Raw genomic sequence first — 23483 nt, forward strand, 5'->3', positions numbered from 1 at the left:
GCATAGCGCCGGAGATCGCATCGATCTAATATCGATGAAGCCTCACTTGATATCGGTTCGATATGAACATCGCACGCTACCGGCATGTCCTCGCCGTGGCCGACGCCGGAAGCTTCGGCCGGGCGGCCGCAGCGCTGGGCATGAGCCAGCCGCCGCTGTCGCAGTCGATCCGGCGCCTGGAACGCGACCTCGGCGTCACCCTGTTCGAGCGCACCACGCAGCACGTGGCGCTCACCCCGGCCGGAGAGGCCTTCCTGCCCGAGGCACGGGCCGCCGTCGCGGCGGCCGAGCGGGCCGCGGCGCTCGCCCGCGCCGTCGGCACCGCGCCGGCGCCGCTGCGCCTGGGGGTGGTCTCGGTCGCCTTGTTCGAGGTGCTGCCGGCGCTGCTGCAGGCGGCGGCGCAGGCCTCGATTCCGGTGCGCGCCGTCTATGCCTCGACCAACGACCAGCTCGCCGGCCTCGCCGACGGCAGCCTCGACATCGGCCTGGTCACGCCGCCCTTCGACGCGCCGGCCCGGCTGCAGGTGACGGTGGTCGCCGACGAGCCGGTCGTGGCGGCGATGCCGGTGGGATCAGCGGCGACGCCGGACGGCCCGGTGTCGCTGGAGGCCCTGGGCGAGCGCCTGATCCTGTTCCCGCGCCGGGACGGCCCGGCGCTGCACGACGCCATCCTGGCGCTGTTCCGCACCCGGGGACTCGCGCCCCGCACGATCGCCGAGGCGCCGGCCAGCATGCTGGCGACCCTCGCGCTCGTGGCGGCCGGCGTCGGCGCCTCCCTGGTGCCGGCCGCCGTGGCCCGCAACCTGACGATCGCCGGCGCCGCGTTCCGTCCGCTCGCCGCCGAGGGCGTGCCGACCTGGCCGGTCGCCCTGGCGCACATGCCGCTGGCGGCACGCAGCCCGGCAGCGCGCCTGCTCGGCGCCTGGCGCGGGGCGGGCACGGGAAGCGCACGCCCGGCAGGCGCAGGAAGCGCCCGCCGGGACTGACCGATCTCAACCGGCCGGGGCGACCAGGGAGAACATCACGCCCTGCGGATCCATGCACTGCACGATCCACTGGCCGCCGGGCACCTCCATCGGCCCGTTGAGGATCTGGCCGCCGCCCTCGCGCACGCGCTGCGCCGCGGGCTCGATGCTGTCGACGTTGAAATAATACTGCCAGAACGGCGCCGGCACCTGCGGCGGCTTGGTCATCATGCCGCCAATGTCCTCGCCGTCCCGCGCGAAGAGCTGGTAGACGCCCATGTCGCCCATATCCATGGCCCGGCTCTTGGTCCAGCCGAAATGCCGGGCATAGAACTCGAACGCGCTCGCCCCGTCGCCCGCCATCAGCTCGTGCCAGCCGACATGACCGGGCGTGCCGGGCGCGACCGGCGGCGGCGCCTGCTCCGGATCGGCCGCCTTGAACAGCGCGATCACCGCGCCCTGCGGGTCGCCGACCACGGCGAAGCGGCCGATGCCCGGAATGTCCGCGGGTCCGTGATGGACGGCGCCGCCTTCGGTCTTGAAGCGCTCGGCCTCCGCATCGACGTCGTCGACCGCGACATAACCGGTCCAGGCCGGGCGCGCGCCGGCCTGACGGGCCTCCTCGGGCATGGCCATCAGGCCCGCCACCATGGCCTCGCCGGCATGGAGCAGCATGTAGGCCATCCCGGGCATGCCGGAATCCCGCGCTTCCCAGCCGACGACGCTGCCATAGAAAGCCTCCGCGGCCTTGGCATCGGTGGTCATCAGCTCGTACCAGACGAACTTGCCGTGATAACCGGACATGGTCGTTCCTCCTGTTGGATGGCCTCGAAGCGGGTCATAGCCACGTGCGGCGATGCCCGGCGGTCCGATCCGCACGGAAAACGCGGACCGGTTGGCGACGTTCCTGCGGAGCGAGCATAAACCCGCCCGAAGGCGCTCTCATGACGGACGCCGGGCATCGGCGTTTCGGCGCATCCTCGGCCGCGCGCCCCTTTACGACGTGGAGCAGCACGAATGCGCCTTCGGCGCATCTTCATACTCGTCGTGGCGGCGCATCCAGCTCATGCCCTTCGTCTCGTTGCGCCCCTTGGGGGCGCGGTCGAGGATCATGTAGGTGCCGATCAGCTCCTCGGGGCCGCGGGCATAGCTGGAATAGGTGTGGTACACCGTGCCGGCCTCGTCCTTGATGAAGGCGCTGAGGCCGGGCAGCTCGTCATGGGCGCGGCTCGGCGGGATCTCGGCGAAATTGTAGGTGACGCTCTCCCCCGCCAGCTCCTGCGGGGTGAAGGAGACGTGGAAGTCGTGGTTGAAGTCGCTGTCGAAGGCGGACACCCACGGGAAGCGCCAGCCCATGCGGCGCTGATAGGCCTCGATCTTCGGCAGCGGCGCGCGCGAGACGGCCGTCAGCGTCACGTCGTGATGCTCCAGATGCGGCAGCGCGCCGTCGAGATGGTCGGCCAGGAAGGAGCAGCCCGGGCAGCCCGCGCTCCAGTCCGGTCCCAGCATGAAGTGATAGACCATCAGCTGGCCGCGGCCGTCGAACAGCTCGGCCAGCGTCCTGCGGCCGGCCGGCGTCTCGAAGGCATAGGCCTTCTCCACCTTCACCCAGGGCAGGGCGAGGCGCTCGGCATTGAGCCGGTCGCGCTGGCGCGTCGCCTCCTTCTCCCTGGCCAGGAGCGCGCGGCGGGCGACGAGCCATTCTTCGCGGGATACGACGGGGTGGGGCTGCATGCTCTCCTCCTTGCGGCCGGCTTTCAGACGAGCCTTGACATGGAAGGTTGATATCAACATAAATCATCCATGTCAAAGCCCCTCGACATCGCCTTCGCCACGACCATCCTGGTCCGCGATACCTGCCTCTGCCTGCACGTGCAGCGGGCGGCGCGGGCGCTGGCGCGGCGCTTCGACGAGGCGCTGCGGCCGCTGGGGCTGACCAACGGCCAGTTCTCGCTGCTGATGTCGCTCAATCGCCCGGCGGCGCCGAGCATGGGGTCGGTGGCCTCCCTGCTCGCCATGGACCGCACCACGCTCACCGCCGCGCTGAAGCCGCTCGAGCGCCGCGGCCTCGTCGCGGTGACATCGGATCCGGCCGACCGCCGCAGCCGGCTGCTGACGCTGACCGACGCCGGCCGCACCCTGCTGTCGAGCGCCTTTCCCGTCTGGGAGCGCACCCATGCCGAGGTCGAGCGCCGGCTGCCCGCCGGCGATCCCCACCGCCTGCGCGCCGATCTCAGGGCGCTGTGCTGAGCGGCAGGCCGCAAAAAGGCCGAATCCGTGGCCCATGCTCGAGGATGAAGCGGGAGGCCTGCCGTTCCCTGCGGACGGGAATCGTCCTATGCCTCAGCGTCCGCGCCAACCCGATCGGAGCCCATGAACAGCCGTTGGATCTTCGCCGCCCTTCTCATCGCCCTCGCCGGCGCCTCCATCTACGTGTTCAGCAACCCGGACATGTCGAGGCGCTATGCCGAGATGCAGCGCCAGACCATGCTGTCCACCGAGACCAAGGACCTGATCATGGGCGGGCTGGTGATCGTCATCGGCGGCTACCTCGCCTGGTTCGCGCTGCGCCGCCGGGACTGAGGCGCGCCTATCGGTCCAGGCGGGCGAGAAGGCTGGACGTGTCCCAGCGCCGGCCGCCCATGGCCTGCACCTCGGCGTAGAACTGGTCGACCAGCGCCGTGACCGGCAGGCGTGCCCCGCTGTCGCGCGCCGCCGCCAGGCAGATGCCGAGATCCTTGCGCATCCAGTCGACGGCGAAGCCGAAATCGAACTTGCCCTCGTCCATGGTCTTCCAGCGGTTCTCCATCTGCCAGGACTGGGCCGCCCCCTTGGAGATGACGCTCATCACCCGCTCGAGGTCGAGGCCGGCCTTCCTGGCGAAATGGATGCCCTCGGCCAGGCCCTGCACCAGGCCGGCGATGCAGATCTGGTTGACCATCTTGGTCAGCTGCCCCGACCCGACCGGGCCCATCAGCTTGCAGGCGCGGGCATAGTGGGCGATCACCGGCTCGACCTTGGCATAGACGTCCTCGTCGCCGCCGCACATCACGCCGAGCACGCCGTTCTCGGCGCCGGACTGGCCGCCCGAGACCGGGGCGTCGACGAAGCCGAGGCCGATCTCCCGCGCCCTGGCATGGAGCTCGCGGGCAACCTCGGCCGAGGCGGTGGTGTGGTCGACGAAGACCGCGCCCGGCTTCATGCCGGCGAAAGCGCCGCCTTCGCCCGTGGTCACCGCGCGCAGGTCGTCGTCGTTGCCGACGCAGGCGAAGACGATGTCCGCATCGGCCGCCGCGGCCGCCGGCGTCGCCGCCATGGCGCCGCCATGACGCCGCGCCCAGGCCTCGGCCCTGGCGATGGTGCGGTTGTAGACCGTGACGTCATGGCCGCCCCGTTCCTTGAGGTGACCGGCCATCGGGAAACCCATGACTCCCAGGCCCAGGAAAGCGAGCTTCATCGGTGCGTCTCCATCGGTTGCGGTGGAAAGGTCGGGGCGTCGGTCGCCGGACGCGGATGGCGCCTCATGCGCCATTCCATCGCGCCGGACAAGCGGCCGGAGGCGGTGCTCATCCCTGCGGGCGGCATCGCGGGGCGGTCTCCGTTCAGGCCCGGCGCCGACGGCCGACGCGCCGGCGCGCCGCCATGGCGTCGTCGAAGGCGGCGCGGGCCGCGGCCAGGCCGGGCTCGGCGACGAAACGGTCCGGCAGCCGCGCCATCAGCGCCAGGCGCTCGGGCTCGGTCATGACAACCCAGTCGCCGATCTCCCGTGCCGTGCGGCCGCAGCCGATGCACAGCCCGCTGGCGGGATCGATGCGGCAGATGGCGAGGCATGGGGTGGAGGTGACCTGCATGGCGCCACTATGCGGTCAGGCTCGAGAGAAGGCCAGCGCGACGGCGAGGAAGGCGAGCTCGGCGAGGCCGGTCGCCGCGCCGCAGACATCGCCGGTCTGGCCGCCGATCTGGCGGTCGGCCAGGCGGGCGACGCCCCAGGCCGTGGCCAGGGCGGCCGCCGGCGCCAGCACGGCCGGCAGCCAGCCGCAGGCGGGAAGGACGAGCACGACGGCGATGCCCGCGCCGATGCCGGCGCCGACGCGCCAGGGCCGCGGGGCGAGCATGCCCGCCGCCGCGCCCGCGCCGTCGACGCGGGCCGGCGGCAGCGCCACCAGCGGCCACAGCCCGGCGATGCGCGCCATGGCCGCGGCGGCGACGAGCGCGGCGGCGGCCCGCCAGGGTCCGTGCCGGGCCAGGAGCTCGCCGAGCAGCGCCACCTTGGCCAGCAGGGCCAGCGAAAGGGCCGCGGCGCCGTAGCTGCCGAGCCGCGGGTCCTTCATGATCTCCAGCTTGCGGACGATGGTGCCGCCACCGCCGAAGCCGTCGGCGACGTCGGCCAGCGCGTCCTCGTGCAGGGCGCCGGTGGCGAGGACCAGGGCGGCGACGGCGGCGATCGCCGCCGGCCAGGCGGGGAGCCCGAGCCCGTGCGCCAGCGCCAGCACCAGGGCTCCGAGGAGGCCGATCAGAGCGCCGGCGGCGGGCGCGGCCGGCGCCAGCACCGTCATGACCGGCGGCGCGTGCGGGTCGATCTCGAAGGGCAGCACCGGCAGCGGCAGCCGCGACCAGAAGCGCAGCGCCCGGGCGACGGAAGCGGGATAGTCGGACACGCGCCCTCGCGGATGTCGTTGCAGCCGCCCCTCCTAAGCAGAATTTCCGAGCTCCGCCCACAGGGCGGTCTCGAAAATTCTGCAAAATCTCAGAGGCCAAGCAGAGGGGCCTGCATGCGCGGGAATGTCGCCATGGTCGAAATGACGTCGCGTGACGGGCTTTCGGCCGCCCGCCGCCGCCGCTATAAGCGCGCGCCGCCCTCGTGCCATCCCGGCTCGATCCCGCCCCAGGAGTGGAATCCCATGGCTCTCGCCGCCACCGCCCTGCCCTTCGACGACATCCGCGCCCTGATCAAGCTGATGCCCGATCTCAGCACCGAGGCGGTGGAGGCGGTGCGCCAGCGCGACCGCCAGCTCACCAAGCCGCCGGGCAGCCTGGGACGGCTGGAGGAGGTGGTGGAATGGCTCGCGGCGGTGCAGGGCACCGCCCCGCCCACCGTGTCGCGGCCGATGGTGGCGGTGTTCGCCGCCAATCACGGCGTGGTGGCCCAGGGCGTCTCGCCCTACCCGCCGGAAGTCACGCGGCAGATGCTGGAGAATTTCTCGGCCGGCGGCGCGGCGATCAACCAGATCTGCTCCAGCTTCGACATCGGCCTGAAAGTGTTCGACCTCGCGCTGGACATTCCCACCGGCGACATCACCCAGGGGCCGGCCATGGACGAGGCGGCCTGCGCCGCCACCATGGCCTTCGGCATGGAGGCGGTGGCCGGCGGCACCGACCTCCTGGTGCTCGGCGAGATGGGCATCGGCAACACCACCATCGCCGCGGCGATCTACCATGCCCTCTACGGCGGCGAGGCCAGGGACTGGGTCGGGCGCGGCACCGGCGTCGACGATGCCGGCCTCCAGCGCAAGACCGCGGCGGTCGCCGCGGCCGTGGCGCGCCACAAGGCGCATCTCGCCGATCCCCTCGAGGTGCTGCGCCGCCTCGGCGGCCGCGAGATCGCCGCCATGGCCGGCGCGATCCTCGCCGCTCGCTCGGAGCGGGTGCCGGTCGTGCTCGACGGCTATGTCGTCTGCGCCGCCGCGGCGGTGCTGCACGCGCTCGATCCGCGGACGCTCGACCATTGCATCGCCGGCCATCTCTCGGCCGAGGGCGCGCATGGCGAGGTGCTGCGGCGCCTCGGCAAGCAGCCGCTGCTCGATCTCGGCATGCGGCTCGGCGAAGCCTCCGGCGGCGCGCTGGCGGTCGCCGTGATCAAGGCGGCGCTGGCCTGCCACCGCGGCATGGCGACCTTCGCCCAGGCCGGCGTGACCGACAAGGCGTGATATGGACGGATGGCCTCAATCGGGCCATGATCGCGGCCGATTGAAGGCACGAGACGCTGCTCAGGAAGGGATGACCATGGCTCGCCTTGCGACCGCCGCCCTCGGGCTCCTGCCGCTGCTCGCCGCGGCGCCGGCCGGAGCGGGCGACACGGATCCGCGCTGCGCCTCCTATGGCGTGGGCTTCATCTATTCGGAATCGAGCGGCTTCTGCGTCAAGATGAGCGGCGACGTCAGCGCCGGCTTCGTCAGCCGATCGAAGGGTGGCCTGCACTTCGGCGACGACACCCGGGTCGACGTCGACGCCCGCAAGAACACCGAGCTCGGGCCGCTGCGCCTCTACGTCTCGCCCAGGGCCGGCAATCTCGACTGAGGGGCTGCGGCAGGCGCCCTGCCCTTCGGCGGCGCTCGCCGCGCCCGCTCATTCCGGCGCTGAGAACAGCACCTTTCCCCGCCGGTCCGGGGAGGCGTGGCGGGCCAGGGCAGCCTGCACGTCGCCGAAGGCATATCGCGCCTCGACGGCGGTGCCGAGCATGCCCGTCCGGATGTCCTGGAAGACCTGCGCCATGGCGGCGTGAAGCTCTGGGCGGCTCACGGCGTGAACCCAGGCCCGAAGCGGGAAGAGCTGCACCCGTCCCTGGTCGGCAGGCAATGGAACGCCGGAGAGCAGCCCATAGTGAAGCAGGGTGCCGCCTGCGGCGACGGCGCGGGCCATGGCGTCGCCGTCCGCCCCTCCGACCGCATCGAAGCCGCCCGCCAGCGGCGGCAGGGCCTGCCCCTGCAGGACGATCTCAGCCGCCGGCTCGTCCTGCAGCAGGGCCCGGGCCCGCGCCGAGCGCACCACGGCAACCGCGCGGGCGCCCGCACGGTGAAGCAGGCGAAGAAGCATGCGGCCGATCGCCGAGTTGGCGGCATTGACCCCGACCAGCTGATCGGGCTCCGGAGCCAGGCGCTGCAGCATCAGCCGCGCGGTCAGCGGATTGACATAGGCGGTCGCCGCCTGCTCGTCCGTCAGGTCGTCGGGCACGGGCACGCACCATTCAGCCGGAAGCGCCTTCAGCGTCTGCCACCCTCCGGCGGCGCCGAGGGGCAGAACCCTCTGCCCGAGGCGGACGCCGGCCGCCGCCGGCCCCATCTCCTCGACGACCCCCACCCCGTCGAACCCCGGCACGAACGGCAGCGGCACGCGGTGCCGGTAGGCGCCGCCGACGGTGATCAGGTCCGAGGGATTGATCGGTGACGCCCGCATCCGGACGATGACGTCCTGCGGTGCCAATGCCGGCGGCGAAGCCACCTCGCACTGCAGAACCTCCTGGGGCGGACCGAACCGGCGGGCGACGACGCGTTGCATGATGAATGCTCTACAGCCGACGGCCGGCAGAGCCCAGAGGGGTGGCGCAGTCCTCGCCCGTGCCGGACGGGCTCTGGGGCTCAGGCGGCCCGTGCCCGTCGGGCCGGCTTGCCGTCGACGATCGGGGGAAGCGCCTCCATCACCCGTTCGGCCGGGAAGATCACGGTGACCTCGGTGCCCTCGCGCAGCTTCGAGCGCAGGCTGAACTTGCCGCCGTGCAGGTCGACCAGGCCCTTGACGATCGGCAGGCCGAGGCCGGTGCCCTGCTCCGCCGTCTTGATCGCGAGGGAGCCGCGACCGAAGCTGGCGAGCACGGTGGGGATCTCCTCCTCGGGGATGCCCGGGCCGGTATCGGCGATCAGCAGATATTGGCCGCCGGCCGAGGTCCAGCCGACCTTGAGGAAGACCTCGCCGCCCTGAGGCGTGAACTTGATGGCGTTGGAGAGCAGGTTGAGCGCGATCTGGCGCACGGCCCGCTCGTCCGCCCAGATCGCCGGCATGCCGCTCTCGAACACCTGGTGCACCTTGATGCCCTTGGCCTTGGCGCGCAGCTTGAGCAGGTGCTGGCACTCGTCGACGAGATGCACGAGGTGGACGGCCTCCTCCTTCAGCTCGTAGCGCCCGGCCTCGATGCGCGAGAGGTCGAGGATCTCGTTGATCAGGTTGAGCAGGTGCTGGCCGCTGGCATGGATGTCGGCGACGTATTCCTTGTAGGTCGGGATGTTCAGCGGCCCGAACACTTCCGACTTCATCACCTCGGAGAAGCCGAGGATGGCGTTGAGCGGCGTGCGCAGCTCGTGGCTCATGGTGGCGAGGAAGCGCGACTTGGCGAGGTTGGCCTCCTCGGCCCGGCGGCGCGCCTCGTCGGAATTGGCCTTGGCCTGCTCAAGCTCGGTGATCAGCGAATCCTTCTCGGCGCGAAACTCCAGCGTCTCCACGGTGAAGTCGTGCAGGCGGTGGCCGAGGATCATGAAATAGACCGCGGTGCCGAGCGCCATCATCGCCATCGCGGTCATCGCCGCGTTGCCCGAGGCGATGGCCAGGCCGACCACCACCAGCGAGATCGGCACCGCGCCGACATACATCACCGCCGGCAGGGTGGCGGAGAGGATCGTCGCCATGGCGACGACCAGCATCATCAGGAACAGCACGAAATAGCGCGCCGCGTCGGCACCGACCATCCAGAGCTGCACCGCCAGGATCACCCAGGCGAGCGCATTCAGGCCTTCGGCAAGGGCGAAGCGCCGGCGCCAGATCCGGGAGATGATCGGGCCGCCCGACATGTCGAGGAAGCGGCTCGACAGCGTCACCATGGTCGCCTGGGTGGAGAAGCAGGTCATCCACCAGATCGCCAGCAGCACGCGGTTGCCCCAGAGGCTGGCGGCGAAGGCGACCGCCGTGACCATGACCGCGACCGCCAGCGTGGCGCTCAGCCGGCTCTGGGCGAACTGGCGGATCATCTCCACGTCGAAGGCCTGGCGCAGGCCGTTCGACGAGGTCAGGCGCTCGCGCACGTCGCGAAGCTTCAGCGAAACGTCGCGGCGGCGCGAAGGCGCGAAACCGCCCCGGTCCCTTCCGGCCGATTCGCCCGTCTCCATACGCATGCCGACGCCCTTCTGCACGGCGCCCGTGGGGCGCCGCAGGGTTTGCAGAGTGGGCAGGAAACGTTAACGATCCGCTGAGAATCCCGGGCGAAGCTGAATGAAACTGCGGCGTTTTCTGGACATGGTCGCCGCCTATGCGCTGGTCGTCCTGTTGATCGTCATCGCCATCAAGCTGACCCGCGGCACGGCGCCGGTGTTCGAGGGCCGGGCCTATGTCATCGACGGCGACACGCTGGCGCTCGGCAGCGAGCGGCTGCGCCTTGTCGGCATCGACGCGCCCGAGCTCGGCCAGAGCTGCGAGGCCGGCGGCATCGCCGTTCCCTGCGGCCGGCGGGCGCGCGAGGCGCTGCGCGCCCTGGTGACGGCAGGCGTGCGCTGCGAGGGCCATGGGCGCGACGTCTATCACCGCGTCCTGGCGACCTGCACGGCGGGCGCCGGCGATCTCGGCGCCCGCATGGTCGCCGACGGCCAGGCGGTGGCGGATGGCTGCTGCTGGGCCGAGGAAGCGGCGGCGCGGCGCGCCCGCCGCGGCATCTGGGCCGGCGCCTTCGAGCGGCCGGCGGCGTGGCGCCGGGCTCGCCGCATGCACGAAAGCGTTGCACAAGAGCCCTAAGCCCCCGGCTCCTTGGCCTGCGGCGGCCGCTTCGCGATGTATCACTTTGCACAGCGCGGTCGACCGTGGCATGCAATCGTGGAGGTGAGCACGCGACGGGGCAGCCGCGGCCGGGAGAGTTGGGTGGGTCCGATCCATACCGATTGGAGGCCGCGCGAGCGGCTTTGGGGCAGTTTTTGGGTCAGGAGGCAGGCATGGACGGCGGCACGGCCGCGGCCGCGCACGCCCGGCCGGCAGCTTGCCGGCGCGCCGCACGTCCAGTCGACGCCCGGCGGCGCACGCACGTCCAGCCGGAGCCGCGGACCATGCGCGTGACCATCCTGGGTTGTGGCGATGCCTTCGGCTCCGGCGGCCGGTTCCAGGCGGCGACGCTGATCGAGGCCGGCGGGGCCGCCTGCCTTCTCGACTGCGGCGCCTCGACCATGTCCGCCATCAACACCTACGGCGTCGATCCCGACCGCATCGACCTCATCGCGCTCACCCATCTCCACGGCGATCATTTCGGCGGCGTGCCCTTCTTCCTGCTCGACGCGCAATGGCTCCGGGCACGACGGCGGCCCTTGGTCATCGCCGGACCGCCGGGCACGGGCGAACGGCTGCGCTCGGCCAACGAGGTGCTGTTCAACGGATCGGCCAACCGGTCGGATTGGGGCTTCTCCTGGCGGGTGGAGGAAATCGAGCCTGGGGCGAGCCACAGCCTCTGCGGCTTCGACATCCGCACCGTCGAGGTGGTCCATCCCTGCGGCGCCCCGCCGACCGCCGTGCGGATCGAGGCGGACGGCAAGGCCTTCGTCCATTCCGGCGACACCGAATGGACCGACGCGCTGCCGGCGATCGCCCGCGGCACGGACCTGTTCTTCCTGGAGTGCTTCGCCTACCGGCCGACCCCGACCCATCTCGACTACACGACGATCCTGGCCAGGCGCGACGCGTTCGATGCGGCAGCGATCGTGCTCACCCATCTCGGGCCGGAGATGCTGAAGCGCCTCGACGCGGTCGACCGGGCTCTGTTCGACGTGGCTGAGGACGGCCGGGTGTTCGAGCTCTGAGTCGCCGGGACGAAGCTCGGGCAGGAGCACCCGATCGTCAGAGGTCTCGAAGGCGAACCGCCTGATCGGCCCGTCGAGGGCGAGGCGCCCGGGAATGCCGGCAAGCCTCAGTCCAGCGAGGGTCGTGGCCCGATGACCGTGTGCCACGTAGCCGCCCGCCCCTCGCGCGGCGCCTCATCGCGCCCGTCGACACCCGGGTTTCTTCGCTGAAGGCAAGACGATTGGCGGCGGCCCCCTGGTCGGATTGGTGCGCATCCGGCGGATCTGCAGATAGGGCTTGCAATCGCGCGGCATTATCGACTTGCATGCGCACAACATCATAAACTTGTAGACGTACGACGGAGAAGCTGGGGCCGGCATGGCCACGCCGCCATGACCGGAGCGAATCCAGCCGGCGCGCGACGGCCTACCAGCCGCCGTCGATCGCCAGGTTCTGGCCGCTGATCATGTCGGAGGCCGGCGAGACCAGGAACAGCACGAGGTCGGCGACGTGCCGCGGCTCGATGCGGGCCTTGAGCGACTGATTCTCCAGGATCCAGTCGTTGTATTGCTGGAGGCGATCGCCGAACACGCGCGCCTCCGCCTCGGAGACGACGGCGCCGGGCGACACCGCATTGACGCGGATGCCGTGCGGACCGAGCTCGCGGGCCAGCGACTTGGTCAGGCCCAGCATGGCGCCCTTGGAGGCGACATAGGGGACATAGCCCTCCCAGCGCCCGTTCAGCGTCACGGAGCAGAAATTGACGATCTTGCCATAGCCCCTGGCCTTCATGCCCGGCGCCACGGCCTGCGCCAGGGCGAAGGCGGCGGCGGCGTTGACGCGCAGCTGGTCCTCGTACTCCTCGATCGAGAACTCTTCGAACGGCCGGTTGATGATCAGGGCGGCATTGTTGATCAGCACGTCGATGCCGCCGGTCTCCTCGGCGAGCGCCGCGACCGCCTGTTTGGCGGCGGCGGGATGGTTGAGGTCCTGGCCGAGATAGCGCGCCGCCGGGCCGAGCCCCGCCAGCATGGCGTCGGCGCCGGCATGGCCGGGACGGTCGAGCAGGATCAGCGCCGCGCCTGCCGCGACCAGGGCCTCGGCCTGCACCCGGCCGAGGGAGCCGAGCGCGCCGGTCAGGAGCACCGTCCTTCCGGCAAGATCGATCATGGCCATCTCAAAGATGCTCCTGCACTTCCTCGATGCTGGTCTCGACCGTCGGCTTGTCGAAGACGATCTCGCCGCGCGCCATGGCGACCACCCGCTCGCAGGACTGGAAGACGTGCTGCATGTTGTGGGAGATGAAGATGCCGGTGATGGTCTGGGCCTTGAGGCCGCGCACGAAACCGATCACCTTGCTGGTCTCCTTGACCGAGAGATGATTGGTCGGCTCGTCCAACACCAGCACCCTGGACTTGAAATGCATGGCGCGGGCGATGGCCACGCCCTGGCGCTGGCCGCCGGAGAGCTCGCCCACCAGGGCATCGGGCGAGCGCAGGTGCAGGTCGACGTCGGCGATCGCCTTGACGCTCTCCGCGCGCATCCGGGCCTGGTCGAGCAGGCCGATGCCGAAGAACGAGGCCTTCAGCGGCTCGCGGCCGATGAAGAGGTTGCGCGCGATCGACATGGTCGGGACCATGGCGTTGTACTGGTAAATGGTCTCGATGCCGAGGCGCATCGCATCCTTGGGGGTGGCGATGCGGGCCGACTTGCCGTCGACCAGGATCTCGCCGCGGTCCGGCCCGTGCACGCCGGAGATGATCTTGATCAGCGTCGACTTGCCGGCGCCGTTGTCGCCGACGAGGCCGACAACCTCGCCGGGGGCGATGGAAAGGCTGACCCCCTTGAGGGCGTGGACGCCCGAATACCATTTGTGCAGGCCGCGGCATTCGATGACCGGCACCATGTCAGCCCTCCAGCTTGATGCGCCGCGCCGTCCGCCGCAGCCAGGCGTTGGCGACCACGGCGAGGATGGTGAGCAGGCCGATGGCGAACTTGAACCAGTTGGCGTCGACCTGGCTCAGCACCAGGCCGTTGTCGATGATGCGGATCAGGAGCGCCCCGACGATCGCCCCGAAGACGGTGCCGATGCCGCCGGTCAGCGCCGCCCCGCCGATGACGGCAGCCGCCACGGCCTGCAGCTCCAACCCCTCGCCGATCGAGGGCAGCGGCGAGCCGAGCCGCAGCACCTGGATCAGCCCGGCCAGGCCCGCCAGCATCGAGCAGAGCATGAAGCAGGCGATCTTGACCCGGCGCACCGGGATGCCCATCGACGCGGCCGCGTCGACGAAGCCGCCGGTCGCCTTGACCCAATTGCCGAAATTGGTGAGCGACAGCAGCGCCGCGACCAACGCCGCCAGGCCGGCGAACCAGACGAAGGACATGCGGAAGAGATCGTTCGGTCCGATGAACTGCGTGAACACCCAGGCGGGGATGTCGTCGGGGAGCAGCGGCGGAAAGCCGCCGGAGATCACCACGGTGAGCGAGCGGGCGATGAACAGCATGCCGAGCGTGGTGATGAAGCTCGGGATGGCGAAGCGCACCGTCACCGCGCCGTTGACGAAGCCGATCAGGGCGCAGACGGCGAGGCCGGCCGCGACCGCCGGCCAGAACGGCACGCCGTCGCCCAGGAGGATCGCCACCGACATCGGCATCAGCGCGAAGACCGAGCCGACGGAGAGGTCGAACTCGCCGCAGATCATCAGCAGCGTCACGCCGACGGCGACCAGGCCGACCTCGGGCAGGATGCCGAGGATGCCGCGGACATTGTCCGCGGACAGGAAGACGCCGTCGGAGCGCCATTGGAAGACGGCCGCGAGGATGACCAGCAGCGCCACCCCGGCGAATTCCGGCTTCTCCAGATAGATCTTCAGGAGCCGCTTCATCGGCCGGGCGCCCGCGCCTTGGTCAGGGAGGGGATGGGAGAGACGCTGCCTCTCCCGCGTGGCCTCGCTCATCGCAGGCCCTGCTTCGACAGCGCCATGATCGTGTCGACCTGGTCGGGCGTGACGATGCCCTGCCCGGTGTCGATGTCGGCGGGCGCCAGGCCGGCGGTCTTGGCGAGATAGGCCTCCATGACCGGCATGAAGCCCTGCATGTAGGGCTGCTGGTCGACCTGCACCTGCACGTAGCCCGCCTTCATCTGCTGCAGCACCTCGGGCACCAGGTCGAAGCCGCCGAGTAGCACCTTGCCCGGCGGCACGCCGCGGTCCTTGAGCACGCGGGCGACGGCGGCATGCCAGTAGCCGGTGTCGAAATAGGCGGTCGTGTCGGGATGGGCATTGAGATAGGCGCCGACGCGGTCGGCGGTGATGGCGAGGTCCGTGCCGGAATCGATGCGCTCGATCGAGACCTCGCGGCCGGGATTGGCCTTCTTGAACTCCTCCATGAACTTGATCACGCCGGCGCCGCGCTGCTCCGACCAGTTCTGGCCGGGCGCGGAGATGCCGACCAGCACCTTGATCGGGCCGTCCTTGGGGAAATTGCGCGCCTGCGCCTTGGCGAGCGAATAGCCGGCGGGGATGAAGCCCTGGCCGATGAAGGCCTGGCGGGCATTGCCGGCCGCGCCCTCGGTGTCGTCGACATTGGCGGCGATGACGATGATGCCGGCCTTGCGGGCGTCGGCGATGATCTGGTCGAAGGCCTTGTTGTCGACGATGGTGGTGATGAGCGCATCGGGCTTGCGGGCCAGCGCCGCCTGCATGTTGGCCGCCTGCTGCTCGACCGAGCCCTCGGTCTGCGTGAAGATCATCTGGCAATTGGCCTGGACCTTGCCGCACGCATCCTCGAAGCCCTTCTTGACGCTCTGCCAGAACGTGTTCGAGGCCGAGGAGTGGATGGTGAAGGCGATGGTGAGGGGCGCCGCCTCGGCCGCGCCGCAGCCGATCAGCAGGGCGAGAAGACTCGCCCCGAGCACTGAATTCCGCATGTCCTTGTTCCTCCCTTGGACGTTGTTCTTGCGGTGTGTTCGCGGCCGCCCCGTCAGTCTCCCCTGGAGGTGCGGACCGTCGCCGTGAATCGCTTGGTGATGTCAGGCGCGAGCTCCAGCCCGAGCCCGGGGCCCGGCGGGACGGTGATCTCACCGTCCACCACCGGGGGCACCGCGGTGACGAGATCGCGGTACCAGGTGCGGTAATAGGCGCGCACGCTCTCCTGGATCAGGGCGTTCGGCGCGTTGAGCGAGAGATGGGTCGAGGCGCACAGCACCACCGGCCCGGTGCAGTCGTGCGGGGCGACCGGCAGGTGCCAGGCCTCCGCCATGGCGGCGATCTTGCGGGCCTCGGACAGGCCGCCGCACCAGGCGATATCGAGCATCACCACCCCGGCCGCGCCGGTCTCGAGCAGGTCGCGGAAGGCCCAGCGGCTGCCGAGCGTCTCCGAGGCGCAGATCGGCGCCGGCGAGACCGCGGCATAGCGCGCGAGGTCGCCGAGCGAATCCATCCGGATCGGATCCTCGTGCCAGAAGGTGCGGAGCGGCGTCAGGGCCTTGGCGATCTCGATCGCCGGCAGCAGCTGCCAGAGCGAGTGGAACTCGACCATGATGTCGATCCGGTCGCCGACCGCGGCGCGGATCTTCTCGAAGGGCACCAGCGCCGCCTTCAGCTCCGCCGCCGGGATCGACCAGCCGTCGGATTTTTCGGCGGCAAGGTCGAAGGGCCAGATCTTCATCGCCGTGATGCCCTCGGCGAGGAGATCCTCAGCCAGCTCGTCGGCGCGGTGGAGGAAGGCGTCGAGGTCGTCGAGCTCCTTGCCGCCGAGGCCCCAGTTGGCGCTGCTCTGGCCCCTGGCCTCGCGCATGTAGGCGGTGCCGGCGCAGGTGTTGTAGGTGCGGATCTTGCGGCGCGAGAAGCCGCCGAGCAATTGGGCGATCGGCTGGCCGGTCGCCCGGCCGAACAGGTCCCACAGGGCGATGTCGAAGGCGGAATTGCCGCGGGCCTCGACGCCGGTCGAGCGGAAGCCGAGATAGCCGGTCACGTCGCGGGCGAGCCGGTCGATGGCGAGCGGATCCCGGCCGATGACCTTGGGGGCGAGCACCTCGTGCACATAGGCTTCCACCGTGGCCGGCATGAAGAAGGTCTCGCCGAGCCCGGTCAGGCCCTCGTCCGTGTGCACCTTCAGCCAGAGGAGATTGGCGAACTCCTGGAGGCGGATGGTCTCGAGGGCGGTGATCTTCATGGCCGGCCCGTCAATTGATGCCGGCGGCGAGGAGTGCCTTGACCGAGAGGTCGAAATGCTCGGCCATCAGGGCCTGCGCCGCCTCGTGGTCGCGCGCGGTGATCGCCCGAGCGATCGCCTCGTGGCACTCGACGCTGGCCATGCGCTGCCCGTCGCTGGTCCGGCTCTTCCAGCCGATGCCCCAGGTCTGGCGGGTGACGACGTGGAAGGAGCCGACGATCAGGTTCAGCATCGGGTTGCGCGAGGCGCGCCCGATCGCCTCGTGGAAGGCGATGTCGTGCTCCATCACCGCCTCCGCCTCGAAGAAATCCCGCCGCATCCCCGCCGCCAGCGCCGCGATCTCGGCCGCCTCGCGGTCGGAGCGTCGCATGGCCGCCAGCGTCACGGTCCGAAGCTCGATGGTCCGACGGGTGTCGTAGATCTGCTGGATGGTGATCTGGTCGGTATGGACGGCATGGTCGAGCATGCTGGCCAGCACGCTCGGGTCGATCTTCGAGACGCGGGCGCGGCGGCCGTTGCCGATGTCGATCAGCCGCAGGGCGACCATGGAGCGGAAGGCCTCGCGCACCACGGCGCGCGACACGCCGATCTGCAGCGCCAGGGCGCTCTCGCTCGGCAGCACGTCGCCGGGGGCGAGGCCGTTGGAGCGGATATGGTCCTTGACCGCGGCGATCACCCGGTCGACCAGGCCGACCTCCGGCGCCTCCGTCTCGAGCGGGCCTGCGACCACCGTCCCTCCAAGCTGTCTTACAGGTTCTTATCGCAGGTAGAACAGCTTTTCCGGATCAGTTTGTCAATCCTCCCGCGGCGGGTGCTCAGGCCGCCTCGAGGCGGCGCTCGGCGCGGCGCACGTGCTCGGCCGCCTCGCGCAGCACGCCGGTGCCGGCGCCGGGCTTGACCGACTCGGTGGCGAGGTGGCGGCGGTAGAGCCGCGCGCCCGGCCGGCCGGGGAACAGGCCGATCATATGGCGCGTGATGGCGCTCAGCCTGACGCCTTCGGCCAGCCGCGCCTCGACATAGGGCAGCATGCGCTCGATCGCCTCGAAGCCGTCGGCGACCGGCGCCGGCTCGCCGTGCAGCTCCGGGTCGACGGCCAGCAGGATCTCGGGGTTCTGGTAGGCCTCGCGGCCGATCATCACCCCGTCGAGCCGGGCGAGGTGCTCGCGCCACTCGGCAACGGACCTGATACCGCCGTTGATCGCCACCGGCAGGTCGGGATGGGCGGCCTTGAGCCGGTAGACGCGGTCATGGTCGAGCGGCGGGATGTCGCGGTTCTCGCGCGGGCTGAGCCCCTTGAGCCAGGCCTTGCGCGCATGGACGGTGAGGCCGTCGACGCCGGCCGCGTGCACCGCGGCGACCAGGGCGTCGAGGGCAGCCTCCGGGTCCTGCTCGTCGACGCCGATGCGGCACTTGACCGTGACGGGAATATGCACTGCCGCCTTCATCGCGGCCACGCCCTCCCCGACCAGGGCCGGCTCCTGCATCAGGCAGGCGCCGAAGCGGCCCTCCTGCACCCGGTCGGACGGGCAGCCGACATTGAGGTTGACCTCATCATAGCCGAGCTCCTCGCAGATGCGCGCCGCCCGCGCGAGGTCGGCCGGATTGGAGCCGCCGAGCTGAACCGCCACCGGATGCTCCTCCGGCGAGAAACCGAGCAGGCGCGTGCGGTCGCCGTGCAGCACCGCGCCCGTCGTCACCATCTCGCTATAGAGCCGAGCCCGGCGCGACAGGATGCGGTGGAAGACGCGGCAATGCCGGTCCGTCCAATCCATCATGGGGGCAACGGCCAATCTAAACCCTTGATATTGTTCCATTTTTCCCTTACATATCAATGCACACGGGACGTTTTCGTGTGCACTTTTGCCCGCCACGACACGCTGTGTTTCGCCACGTTTCGACGTTCCATTGCACCCGTTTTGCACCCGAAAAAATGGCCTCGATCCGTAAGCAGAAGTTTGGCAATTGGCGAGTTCAGGTTCGCCGCAAAGGCCGTTCGGTGAGCGAGACCTTCCTGCGCCGCGACGACGCACGGCGCTGGGCCGTGGAGGCCGAGTGCCAGGTCGGCCGCGGCGAGACGCCGCCCCCTCCCGGATCGCGCGCCTCACGACGTTCGGTGAACTCGTCGACCTTCATATCGCGGACATGCGCGAGGTCGGCAAGGCCCCTCTCCGCTCGAAGGCCGCGACGCTCGAGCACCTGAAGCGCGAACTCGGAGCGTGTAACCTGACCTCGCTCGATCGGGAGCGCCTCATTCGGTTCGGTCGTGACCGCGCGGCGCAAGGCTCAGGTCCCGTGACGCTCGGCATCGACATCGGCGCCGTCAAGCTCGTCGTCTCATGGGAGGAGCACCGGCCGGGATGCGCGCCCGGAAGGGGCAATGTCGATGTCTGGTCTCGCTGGATTGGTCCAGCCTCGGTTCATGCCGGCCGTCCGGCCGTCACCGAAAGCTCGACGAGCGTTCCGGGTGAGAGCGCTGCCCCGATGCAAGCGCGCTGCGGCCAAAAACGCGAGTCATCGCCGACCCAGTCGCGCCATGCCGCCTCGAACACATCCTTGTCGCCGATGTTGGAGAGATAGACCGTCACCGACAGAAGAAATCGTTTGTCCGTGCCGAGATCATTCAACACGCGATCGATCTTCGCAAAGCAGCGCCTGGCCTGACCATCCAGATTCAAAGATTTGTCGTCGGATGTCGCGACAGCGCATGCGAGCCCGCCGAAGGCGGATCCCGAGCTCCGACCGGGGGCGACGCCAGGCGACCTCAGGACCGGCCATTCCGACGACATGACATGCCTCCTCCGCAAGGCGCCATGCTTTCGATCAGCGGCGCCACCTCGCCGAGCGCAGCCTGGCTCCGGCTGCGTTTGTACGCCGGCCGGCCTCGTCAGTCCAACGGACCAGCCCGCGATTGCCGTCCTGCCGACGCCTCCGTTCGCTCTGATGCTAGGCTTCCACCGGCTCGGAATGGCCTCGGGACAGAGTACTGACGGCGGCCAGAAGGGTCCGCGTGTAGGGATGGGCAGGCCGCCGGAACAGATAGTCCGCCTCGGCGATCTCCACGACGCGGCCTTTGCGCAGCACGGCGACGACGTGCGCAAAGGCCCGGACGACCGCGAGATCGTGCGACACGAAGACATAGGCGACGTTTCTCTCCCTCTGCACGTCGACCAGGAGCTCGAGAATGGCGGCCTGGACCGAGACGTCGAGGGCTGACGTCACCTCGTCCAGCAGGATGATATCCGGCTCGGCGGCCAGAGCCCGCGCGATGGCGACCCGCTGCTTCTCGCCGCCCGACAATGTCGAGGGGAGCCGGTTGAGATAGCCGCGGTCCAGCCGCACGCGATCGAGAAGCTCCGCCGCTCGATGTCGCGCTCGTGGCCCCTCGAGCCCGAAATAGAGGCGCAGCGGCGCGCCGAGGATATGCTCGACGGTGTGGCGGGGGTTGAGCGAGCTCTCCGGATCCTGAAACACGATCTGAATCCGCCGCAGCGTATCGCGAGAGCGCCTGGCCACGGACACCGTCAGGTCGATGCCGTCGTCGAAGCCAATCGTGCCGGCCAGCGGGGTGTGAAGGCCGGCGAGGACACGCAGCAGCGTCGACTTGCCCGATCCGGACTCGCCGATGACCCCGAGCGTCTCGCCGCGGCGCAGCGAGAACGTCACGTCGTCGAGCCCGGGGATGGTCTCATCCGGCAGGCGGGGTCGATGGGCGTTGCCTCTCGTGAGCGTGAAACGCCGCGAACCATAGGAAGCGGCAAGGCCCTGCACGGCCAGGAGCTGGTGACCGACCGGCATCGGCACCGGCTTCCGCACGCCGCGATCGGCCGAGGACAACCAGCCCTGCGTCAAGGGGGTGTGACATCTGACGAGGCTTCGCCCGATCGCGACGACGTTCGGCGGCGTCGACCGGCATGGCAGGGATGCGGAGGGACACCGGGGCGCAAAAGCGCATCCCAGGAACGTCGCTTCGGGCGCGGGACGTTGACCCGGCATCGCGGGGCGCAATGCGGCGTCGTCGAGACGTGGCAGGGACGCGAGCAACCCGGCCGAATAGGGGTGCCGGGGATGACGCAACAGCCGGGACGTCGGACCATCCTCGACGATCTGCCCTGCGTAGAGCACGGCGACGCGGTCGCACAGGCGCTCGACGGCGCCGAAATCGTGGCTGACGAGCACGACCGTCATCCCTGCCTTCTCGACCAGGCCGGCGAGCATGGCGAGGAGGCCGGTCCGCGTGGTGGCGTCGAGGCCCGTCGTGGGTTCGTCGAGCAACAGGACCCTGGGCTCGCCGGCAAGCGCGAGCGCGACGGCGCAACGCTGCTGCTGGCCGCCGGACAATTGATGCGGATAGCTCTCGGCGATGCGCCGGATCTCGTCGCCGAGCTGCACCTGCGCGAGAAGGTCGAAGCACCGCTCGCGCCGCTCGCTCCGCGGCAGGCCGGCATGCAGGGCGAGCGCCTCCTCGATCTGCCGGCCCACCCGCATGGTCGGGGTCAGGGCGAGCCCGGCATTCTGCGGCACCAGACCGATCGCGCCGCCGCGCAGCATGCGGGCCTGCTGCGGCGTCAGAGCGAACATGTCCTGCCCCTCGACCAAGACGCGTCCGGCCACGCGGCGCAGGTTGCGCCTGAGATGGCCCATGAGGGCGAACAGGAGCGAGCTCTTGCCGGAGCCCGACTCCCCGACAATGCCGACACGTTCGCCCGAAGAGACGGCAAGATGGACGTCGCCGAGGATCGGCCTGGCGTTCCCGCCCGCCGGGTGCGGATCGACGCCGATCGTCAATCCCTCGATGCGGATGAGAGAGGGCTGCGGCGCCGACATCGGCAGAAGCTTGAGCGAGGCCGAAGTCATGATCTTGCGGTGGCTCTCACAGTGACGTCGCAGTGCGGGCGGCATGGTCGGCGCTCATGGCATGGCCGAGAGCCCCTCCGAGAAAATTGACGCCGAGAATGAGGGAGGTCAGGGCCAGGCAGGGCGCCAGCGCCGCCCAGGGCGCCACGCCCAGCACGGTGCGCGCGTCGGCAATCATCGAGCCCCAGTCGGGCGTCGGCGGCGACACGCCCAGGCCGAGGAAGGACAGCGAACTGAAGGTGATGAGCATCCACGACCAGCGCATCGCCCCATCGACGAGCAGGACGCCGGCGAGATTGGGCAGGACTTCCCGGACGACGAGACCGAACCAGCCCTCCCCGCGGGCTCTCGCAGCCCAGACGAAATCGCGCGAGGCGATCTCTCGGGCCGATGCGCGCGCGACGCGCGCGACGGAAAGTCCATGGAGCACACCGAACGTGAGCACCAGGGTCGCCAGGCCGCCACCGAACACGCCGACGACGAGCAGGAGGAACAGAAGCTTGGGAACGGCGAGGAGCGCATCGACCGCGTGCATCGCCAGATCGTCCCAGAAGCCTCCCGCCACGCCCGCCGAGATGCCGATGGTGGCCCCCAGACCAAGGGCCAGCAAGGCTGCCGCAGCCGTCGTCGCAATGGCGATGCGCCCGCCCGCCAAAGTGCGCGACAGGACATCGCGGCCGAGCTGGTCGGTGCCGAACCAATGGTCCCAGGAGGGCCCGAGCAGGATCTGATCGGCGCTCATATGCAAGGGATCCGCCGGCACCCAGGCCGTCGCGACCGCGGCGACGAGCAGGTGGAGTGCGACGACGATCAGGCCTGCCATGCCGGCCTGGCCCAGAACCATGGGCGCACCGGGCCTCATGACGAGGATACGCCTGCCGCGGGACGCAGCTTCGGGATCAGGACCATGACGAAAAGGTCGGCGCAGAGGTTGATCCCGATATAGGTGGCCGCAAAGACGAGGGTGACGGCCTGCAGCAGCGGGATGTCCCGATCGTAGACCGCCTGCACCATCAGCGTGCCGAGGCCGGGATAATTCGCCACCTGCTCGACGAGGACGACGCCGCCGAGGAGCCAGGCCATGGTCAGGGCCACGACGCCGACCGTCGCGGCCGAGGCGCTCGGCAGAACGTGCCGAAGCGCCAGGCGAAGCGGCGGCACGCCGCGAAGCCGCGCCATCTCGATGTAACCGCTGTCGAGCACCTCGATCACCGCGGCCCGCGAGATGCGCAGGATGTGGGCGGTGATGACGACCACCAGCGCCGTCGCGGGCAAGGCGGCCGATGACAGGAGATGGCTGATCGGAGCCGTCGGCGGCGCGGTCGTGACGGCTGGAAGCCACTTCAATTTCAGCGCGAAGACCAGCACGAGAAGCGCCATGGTGACGAATTCCGGCACGGCCATCAGGCCGACGCTCATGCCGGAGATCGCAAGATCGGCGGCGCGATCACGATGGAGCGCAGCGAAAACACCAAGGCCCAGGGCGAGCGGGATCGCGACGATGGCCGCCATTCCGGCCAGGAGGACGGTGTTGCGGATGCGCGGCGGAAGGATTTCGGTGACGGGCCGCTGCAGCTTGAAGGAGACGCCGAGATTGCCGTGGGCGAGATCCGTCACCCACTTCGCGTAGCGGACGTAGGCCGGCTGGTCCAGCCCGAGATCCTGGCGGCAGCTGGCCAGGACATCCGGCTCGATGAACTCGCCGAGATAGGCCGTGCAGGCATCTCCCGGCAGGATCTCGGTCACCCCCATCACGACGATCGTCACCGTGAGCAAGGCCGACGCGGCGAGCCCGAGCCGGCGGGCGGCGAAGATCAGCACCGGCAGGCTCCAACGGCCCATGGCAGGTTTCCCGACGGACAACGCACGCCCTAACGCGTTTTGCGACATGGCGGCCCCGCCAAGGATCGCCAAGACGCGTCGAAGGAAAAAGCTGGAGCAAAGCAGCGCTTTCGCCCGAACGCGCTT

26 protein-coding genes are annotated in these 23483 nt (G+C 70.0%); 7 read left to right on the forward strand and 19 right to left on the reverse strand.

Annotated features, from left to right (window positions below):
* The first annotated feature begins 62 nt into the window (after positions 1-62).
* Positions 63-986, forward strand: coding sequence for a LysR family transcriptional regulator (locus QO011_RS20060; protein WP_307275461.1), 924 nt, complete (start codon positions 63-65; stop codon positions 984-986).
* A 6-nt stretch (positions 987-992) separates the two neighbouring features.
* Here QO011_RS20060 and QO011_RS20065 read toward each other — a convergent pair whose 3' ends face one another.
* Together QO011_RS20065 and QO011_RS20070 are read right to left on the reverse strand one after the other, a co-directional pair.
* Complete coding sequence (locus QO011_RS20065; protein ID WP_307275464.1) at positions 993-1769, reverse strand: VOC family protein; 777 nt, start codon at positions 1767-1769, stop codon at positions 993-995.
* Positions 1770-1961: 192 nt separating this feature from the next.
* A complete protein-coding gene (locus QO011_RS20070; RefSeq protein ID WP_307275467.1) occupies positions 1962-2699 on the reverse strand; it encodes a DUF899 domain-containing protein in 738 nt (245 codons plus the stop codon).
* A 69-nt stretch (positions 2700-2768) separates the two neighbouring features.
* On the opposite strand from QO011_RS20070, the gene QO011_RS20075 reads away from it, so the two are divergent.
* Both QO011_RS20075 and QO011_RS20080 read left to right on the forward strand, forming a co-directional pair.
* Positions 2769-3215 (forward strand): MarR family winged helix-turn-helix transcriptional regulator, encoded by a 447-nt coding sequence (locus tag QO011_RS20075; protein ID WP_307275469.1) that lies wholly within the window; start codon positions 2769-2771, stop codon positions 3213-3215.
* Between the two features lie 123 nt (positions 3216-3338).
* Positions 3339-3548 carry a hypothetical protein gene (locus QO011_RS20080; RefSeq protein WP_307275472.1) on the forward strand — a complete coding sequence of 70 codons (210 nt, stop codon included), beginning with the start codon at positions 3339-3341 and terminating at the stop codon, positions 3546-3548.
* 7 nt (positions 3549-3555) lie between these two features.
* Here QO011_RS20080 and QO011_RS20085 read toward each other — a convergent pair whose 3' ends face one another.
* The 3 genes from QO011_RS20085 to QO011_RS20095 form a co-directional block, all read right to left on the reverse strand.
* The gene (locus QO011_RS20085; RefSeq protein ID WP_307275474.1) at positions 3556-4422 is read right to left on the reverse strand and encodes an NAD(P)-dependent oxidoreductase; all 867 of its coding nucleotides are present in this window, start codon (positions 4420-4422) and stop codon (positions 3556-3558) included.
* Positions 4423-4567: 145 nt separating this feature from the next.
* Positions 4568-4816, reverse strand: a complete 249-nt coding sequence (locus QO011_RS20090) for a DUF1289 domain-containing protein (RefSeq protein ID WP_307275478.1) — start codon at positions 4814-4816, stop codon at positions 4568-4570.
* Positions 4817-4831: 15 nt separating this feature from the next.
* Complete coding sequence (locus tag QO011_RS20095; RefSeq protein WP_307275481.1) at positions 4832-5623, reverse strand: adenosylcobinamide-GDP ribazoletransferase; 792 nt, start codon at positions 5621-5623, stop codon at positions 4832-4834.
* A 243-nt stretch (positions 5624-5866) separates the two neighbouring features.
* Between QO011_RS20095 and cobT the strand changes: the two genes are divergently transcribed.
* Both cobT and QO011_RS20105 read left to right on the forward strand, forming a co-directional pair.
* On the forward strand, positions 5867-6892 hold the full coding sequence (gene cobT, locus QO011_RS20100; protein WP_307275482.1) for a nicotinate-nucleotide--dimethylbenzimidazole phosphoribosyltransferase: 1026 nt from the start codon (positions 5867-5869) through the stop codon (positions 6890-6892).
* Positions 6893-6968: 76 nt separating this feature from the next.
* Positions 6969-7262 (forward strand): hypothetical protein, encoded by a 294-nt coding sequence (locus tag QO011_RS20105; RefSeq protein ID WP_307275485.1) that lies wholly within the window; start codon positions 6969-6971, stop codon positions 7260-7262.
* A 48-nt stretch (positions 7263-7310) separates the two neighbouring features.
* Here QO011_RS20105 and QO011_RS20110 read toward each other — a convergent pair whose 3' ends face one another.
* Together QO011_RS20110 and QO011_RS20115 are read right to left on the reverse strand one after the other, a co-directional pair.
* Positions 7311-8240 (reverse strand): zinc-dependent alcohol dehydrogenase family protein, encoded by a 930-nt coding sequence (locus QO011_RS20110; RefSeq protein ID WP_307275487.1) that lies wholly within the window; start codon positions 8238-8240, stop codon positions 7311-7313.
* An 80-nt stretch (positions 8241-8320) separates the two neighbouring features.
* A complete protein-coding gene (locus QO011_RS20115) occupies positions 8321-9844 on the reverse strand; it encodes a sensor histidine kinase (RefSeq protein WP_307275491.1) in 1524 nt (507 codons plus the stop codon).
* Positions 9845-9941: 97 nt separating this feature from the next.
* Between QO011_RS20115 and QO011_RS20120 the strand changes: the two genes are divergently transcribed.
* Both QO011_RS20120 and QO011_RS20125 read left to right on the forward strand, forming a co-directional pair.
* Entirely contained in the window at positions 9942-10457 is a 516-nt protein-coding gene (locus tag QO011_RS20120; RefSeq protein WP_307275493.1) for a thermonuclease family protein, read from the forward strand.
* 305 nt (positions 10458-10762) lie between these two features.
* Entirely contained in the window at positions 10763-11506 is a 744-nt protein-coding gene (locus QO011_RS20125) for an MBL fold metallo-hydrolase (RefSeq protein WP_307275494.1), read from the forward strand.
* 406 nt (positions 11507-11912) lie between these two features.
* Here the strand turns inward: QO011_RS20125 and QO011_RS20135 are convergent, their stop codons facing one another.
* The 12 genes from QO011_RS20135 to QO011_RS20190 all read right to left on the reverse strand — a co-directional run bounded on the left by QO011_RS20135 (position 11913) and on the right by QO011_RS20190 (position 23357).
* Positions 11913-12656, reverse strand: a complete 744-nt coding sequence (locus tag QO011_RS20135; protein WP_307275632.1) for an SDR family oxidoreductase — start codon at positions 12654-12656, stop codon at positions 11913-11915.
* Positions 12657-12663: 7 nt separating this feature from the next.
* A complete protein-coding gene (locus QO011_RS20140) occupies positions 12664-13392 on the reverse strand; it encodes an ATP-binding cassette domain-containing protein (protein WP_307275496.1) in 729 nt (242 codons plus the stop codon).
* Position 13393: 1 nt separating this feature from the next.
* A complete protein-coding gene (locus QO011_RS20145; RefSeq protein WP_307275500.1) occupies positions 13394-14371 on the reverse strand; it encodes an ABC transporter permease in 978 nt (325 codons plus the stop codon).
* A 68-nt stretch (positions 14372-14439) separates the two neighbouring features.
* Entirely contained in the window at positions 14440-15414 is a 975-nt protein-coding gene (locus QO011_RS20150; RefSeq protein ID WP_307275502.1) for a sugar ABC transporter substrate-binding protein, read from the reverse strand.
* A gap of 53 nt (positions 15415-15467) precedes the next feature.
* A complete protein-coding gene (locus QO011_RS20155; protein ID WP_307275506.1) occupies positions 15468-16661 on the reverse strand; it encodes a mandelate racemase/muconate lactonizing enzyme family protein in 1194 nt (397 codons plus the stop codon).
* 10 nt (positions 16662-16671) lie between these two features.
* The gene (locus QO011_RS20160; RefSeq protein ID WP_307275508.1) at positions 16672-17391 is read right to left on the reverse strand and encodes a FadR/GntR family transcriptional regulator; all 720 of its coding nucleotides are present in this window, start codon (positions 17389-17391) and stop codon (positions 16672-16674) included.
* 85 nt (positions 17392-17476) lie between these two features.
* Entirely contained in the window at positions 17477-18475 is a 999-nt protein-coding gene (dusA, locus tag QO011_RS20165) for a tRNA dihydrouridine(20/20a) synthase DusA (protein WP_307275511.1), read from the reverse strand.
* A 157-nt stretch (positions 18476-18632) separates the two neighbouring features.
* Entirely contained in the window at positions 18633-18941 is a 309-nt protein-coding gene (locus QO011_RS20170) for a hypothetical protein (RefSeq protein WP_307275514.1), read from the reverse strand.
* 137 nt (positions 18942-19078) lie between these two features.
* The gene (locus tag QO011_RS20175) at positions 19079-19447 is read right to left on the reverse strand and encodes a Rid family hydrolase (protein ID WP_307275517.1); all 369 of its coding nucleotides are present in this window, start codon (positions 19445-19447) and stop codon (positions 19079-19081) included.
* A 157-nt stretch (positions 19448-19604) separates the two neighbouring features.
* Positions 19605-21560, reverse strand: a complete 1956-nt coding sequence (locus QO011_RS20180; protein ID WP_307275518.1) for an ABC transporter ATP-binding protein — start codon at positions 21558-21560, stop codon at positions 19605-19607.
* A complete protein-coding gene (locus tag QO011_RS20185) occupies positions 21532-22359 on the reverse strand; it encodes an ABC transporter permease (RefSeq protein WP_307275521.1) in 828 nt (275 codons plus the stop codon). Before QO011_RS20185 ends, QO011_RS20180 begins: the two co-directional genes overlap by 29 nt.
* A 14-nt stretch (positions 22360-22373) precedes the next feature.
* Positions 22374-23357 carry an ABC transporter permease gene (locus QO011_RS20190; RefSeq protein ID WP_307275524.1) on the reverse strand — a complete coding sequence of 328 codons (984 nt, stop codon included), beginning with the start codon at positions 23355-23357 and terminating at the stop codon, positions 22374-22376.
* Positions 23358-23483: the final 126 nt, after the last annotated feature.

The sequence above is a fragment of the Labrys wisconsinensis genome (assembly GCF_030814995.1).
Lineage (GTDB): Bacteria > Pseudomonadota > Alphaproteobacteria > Rhizobiales > Labraceae > Labrys > Labrys wisconsinensis.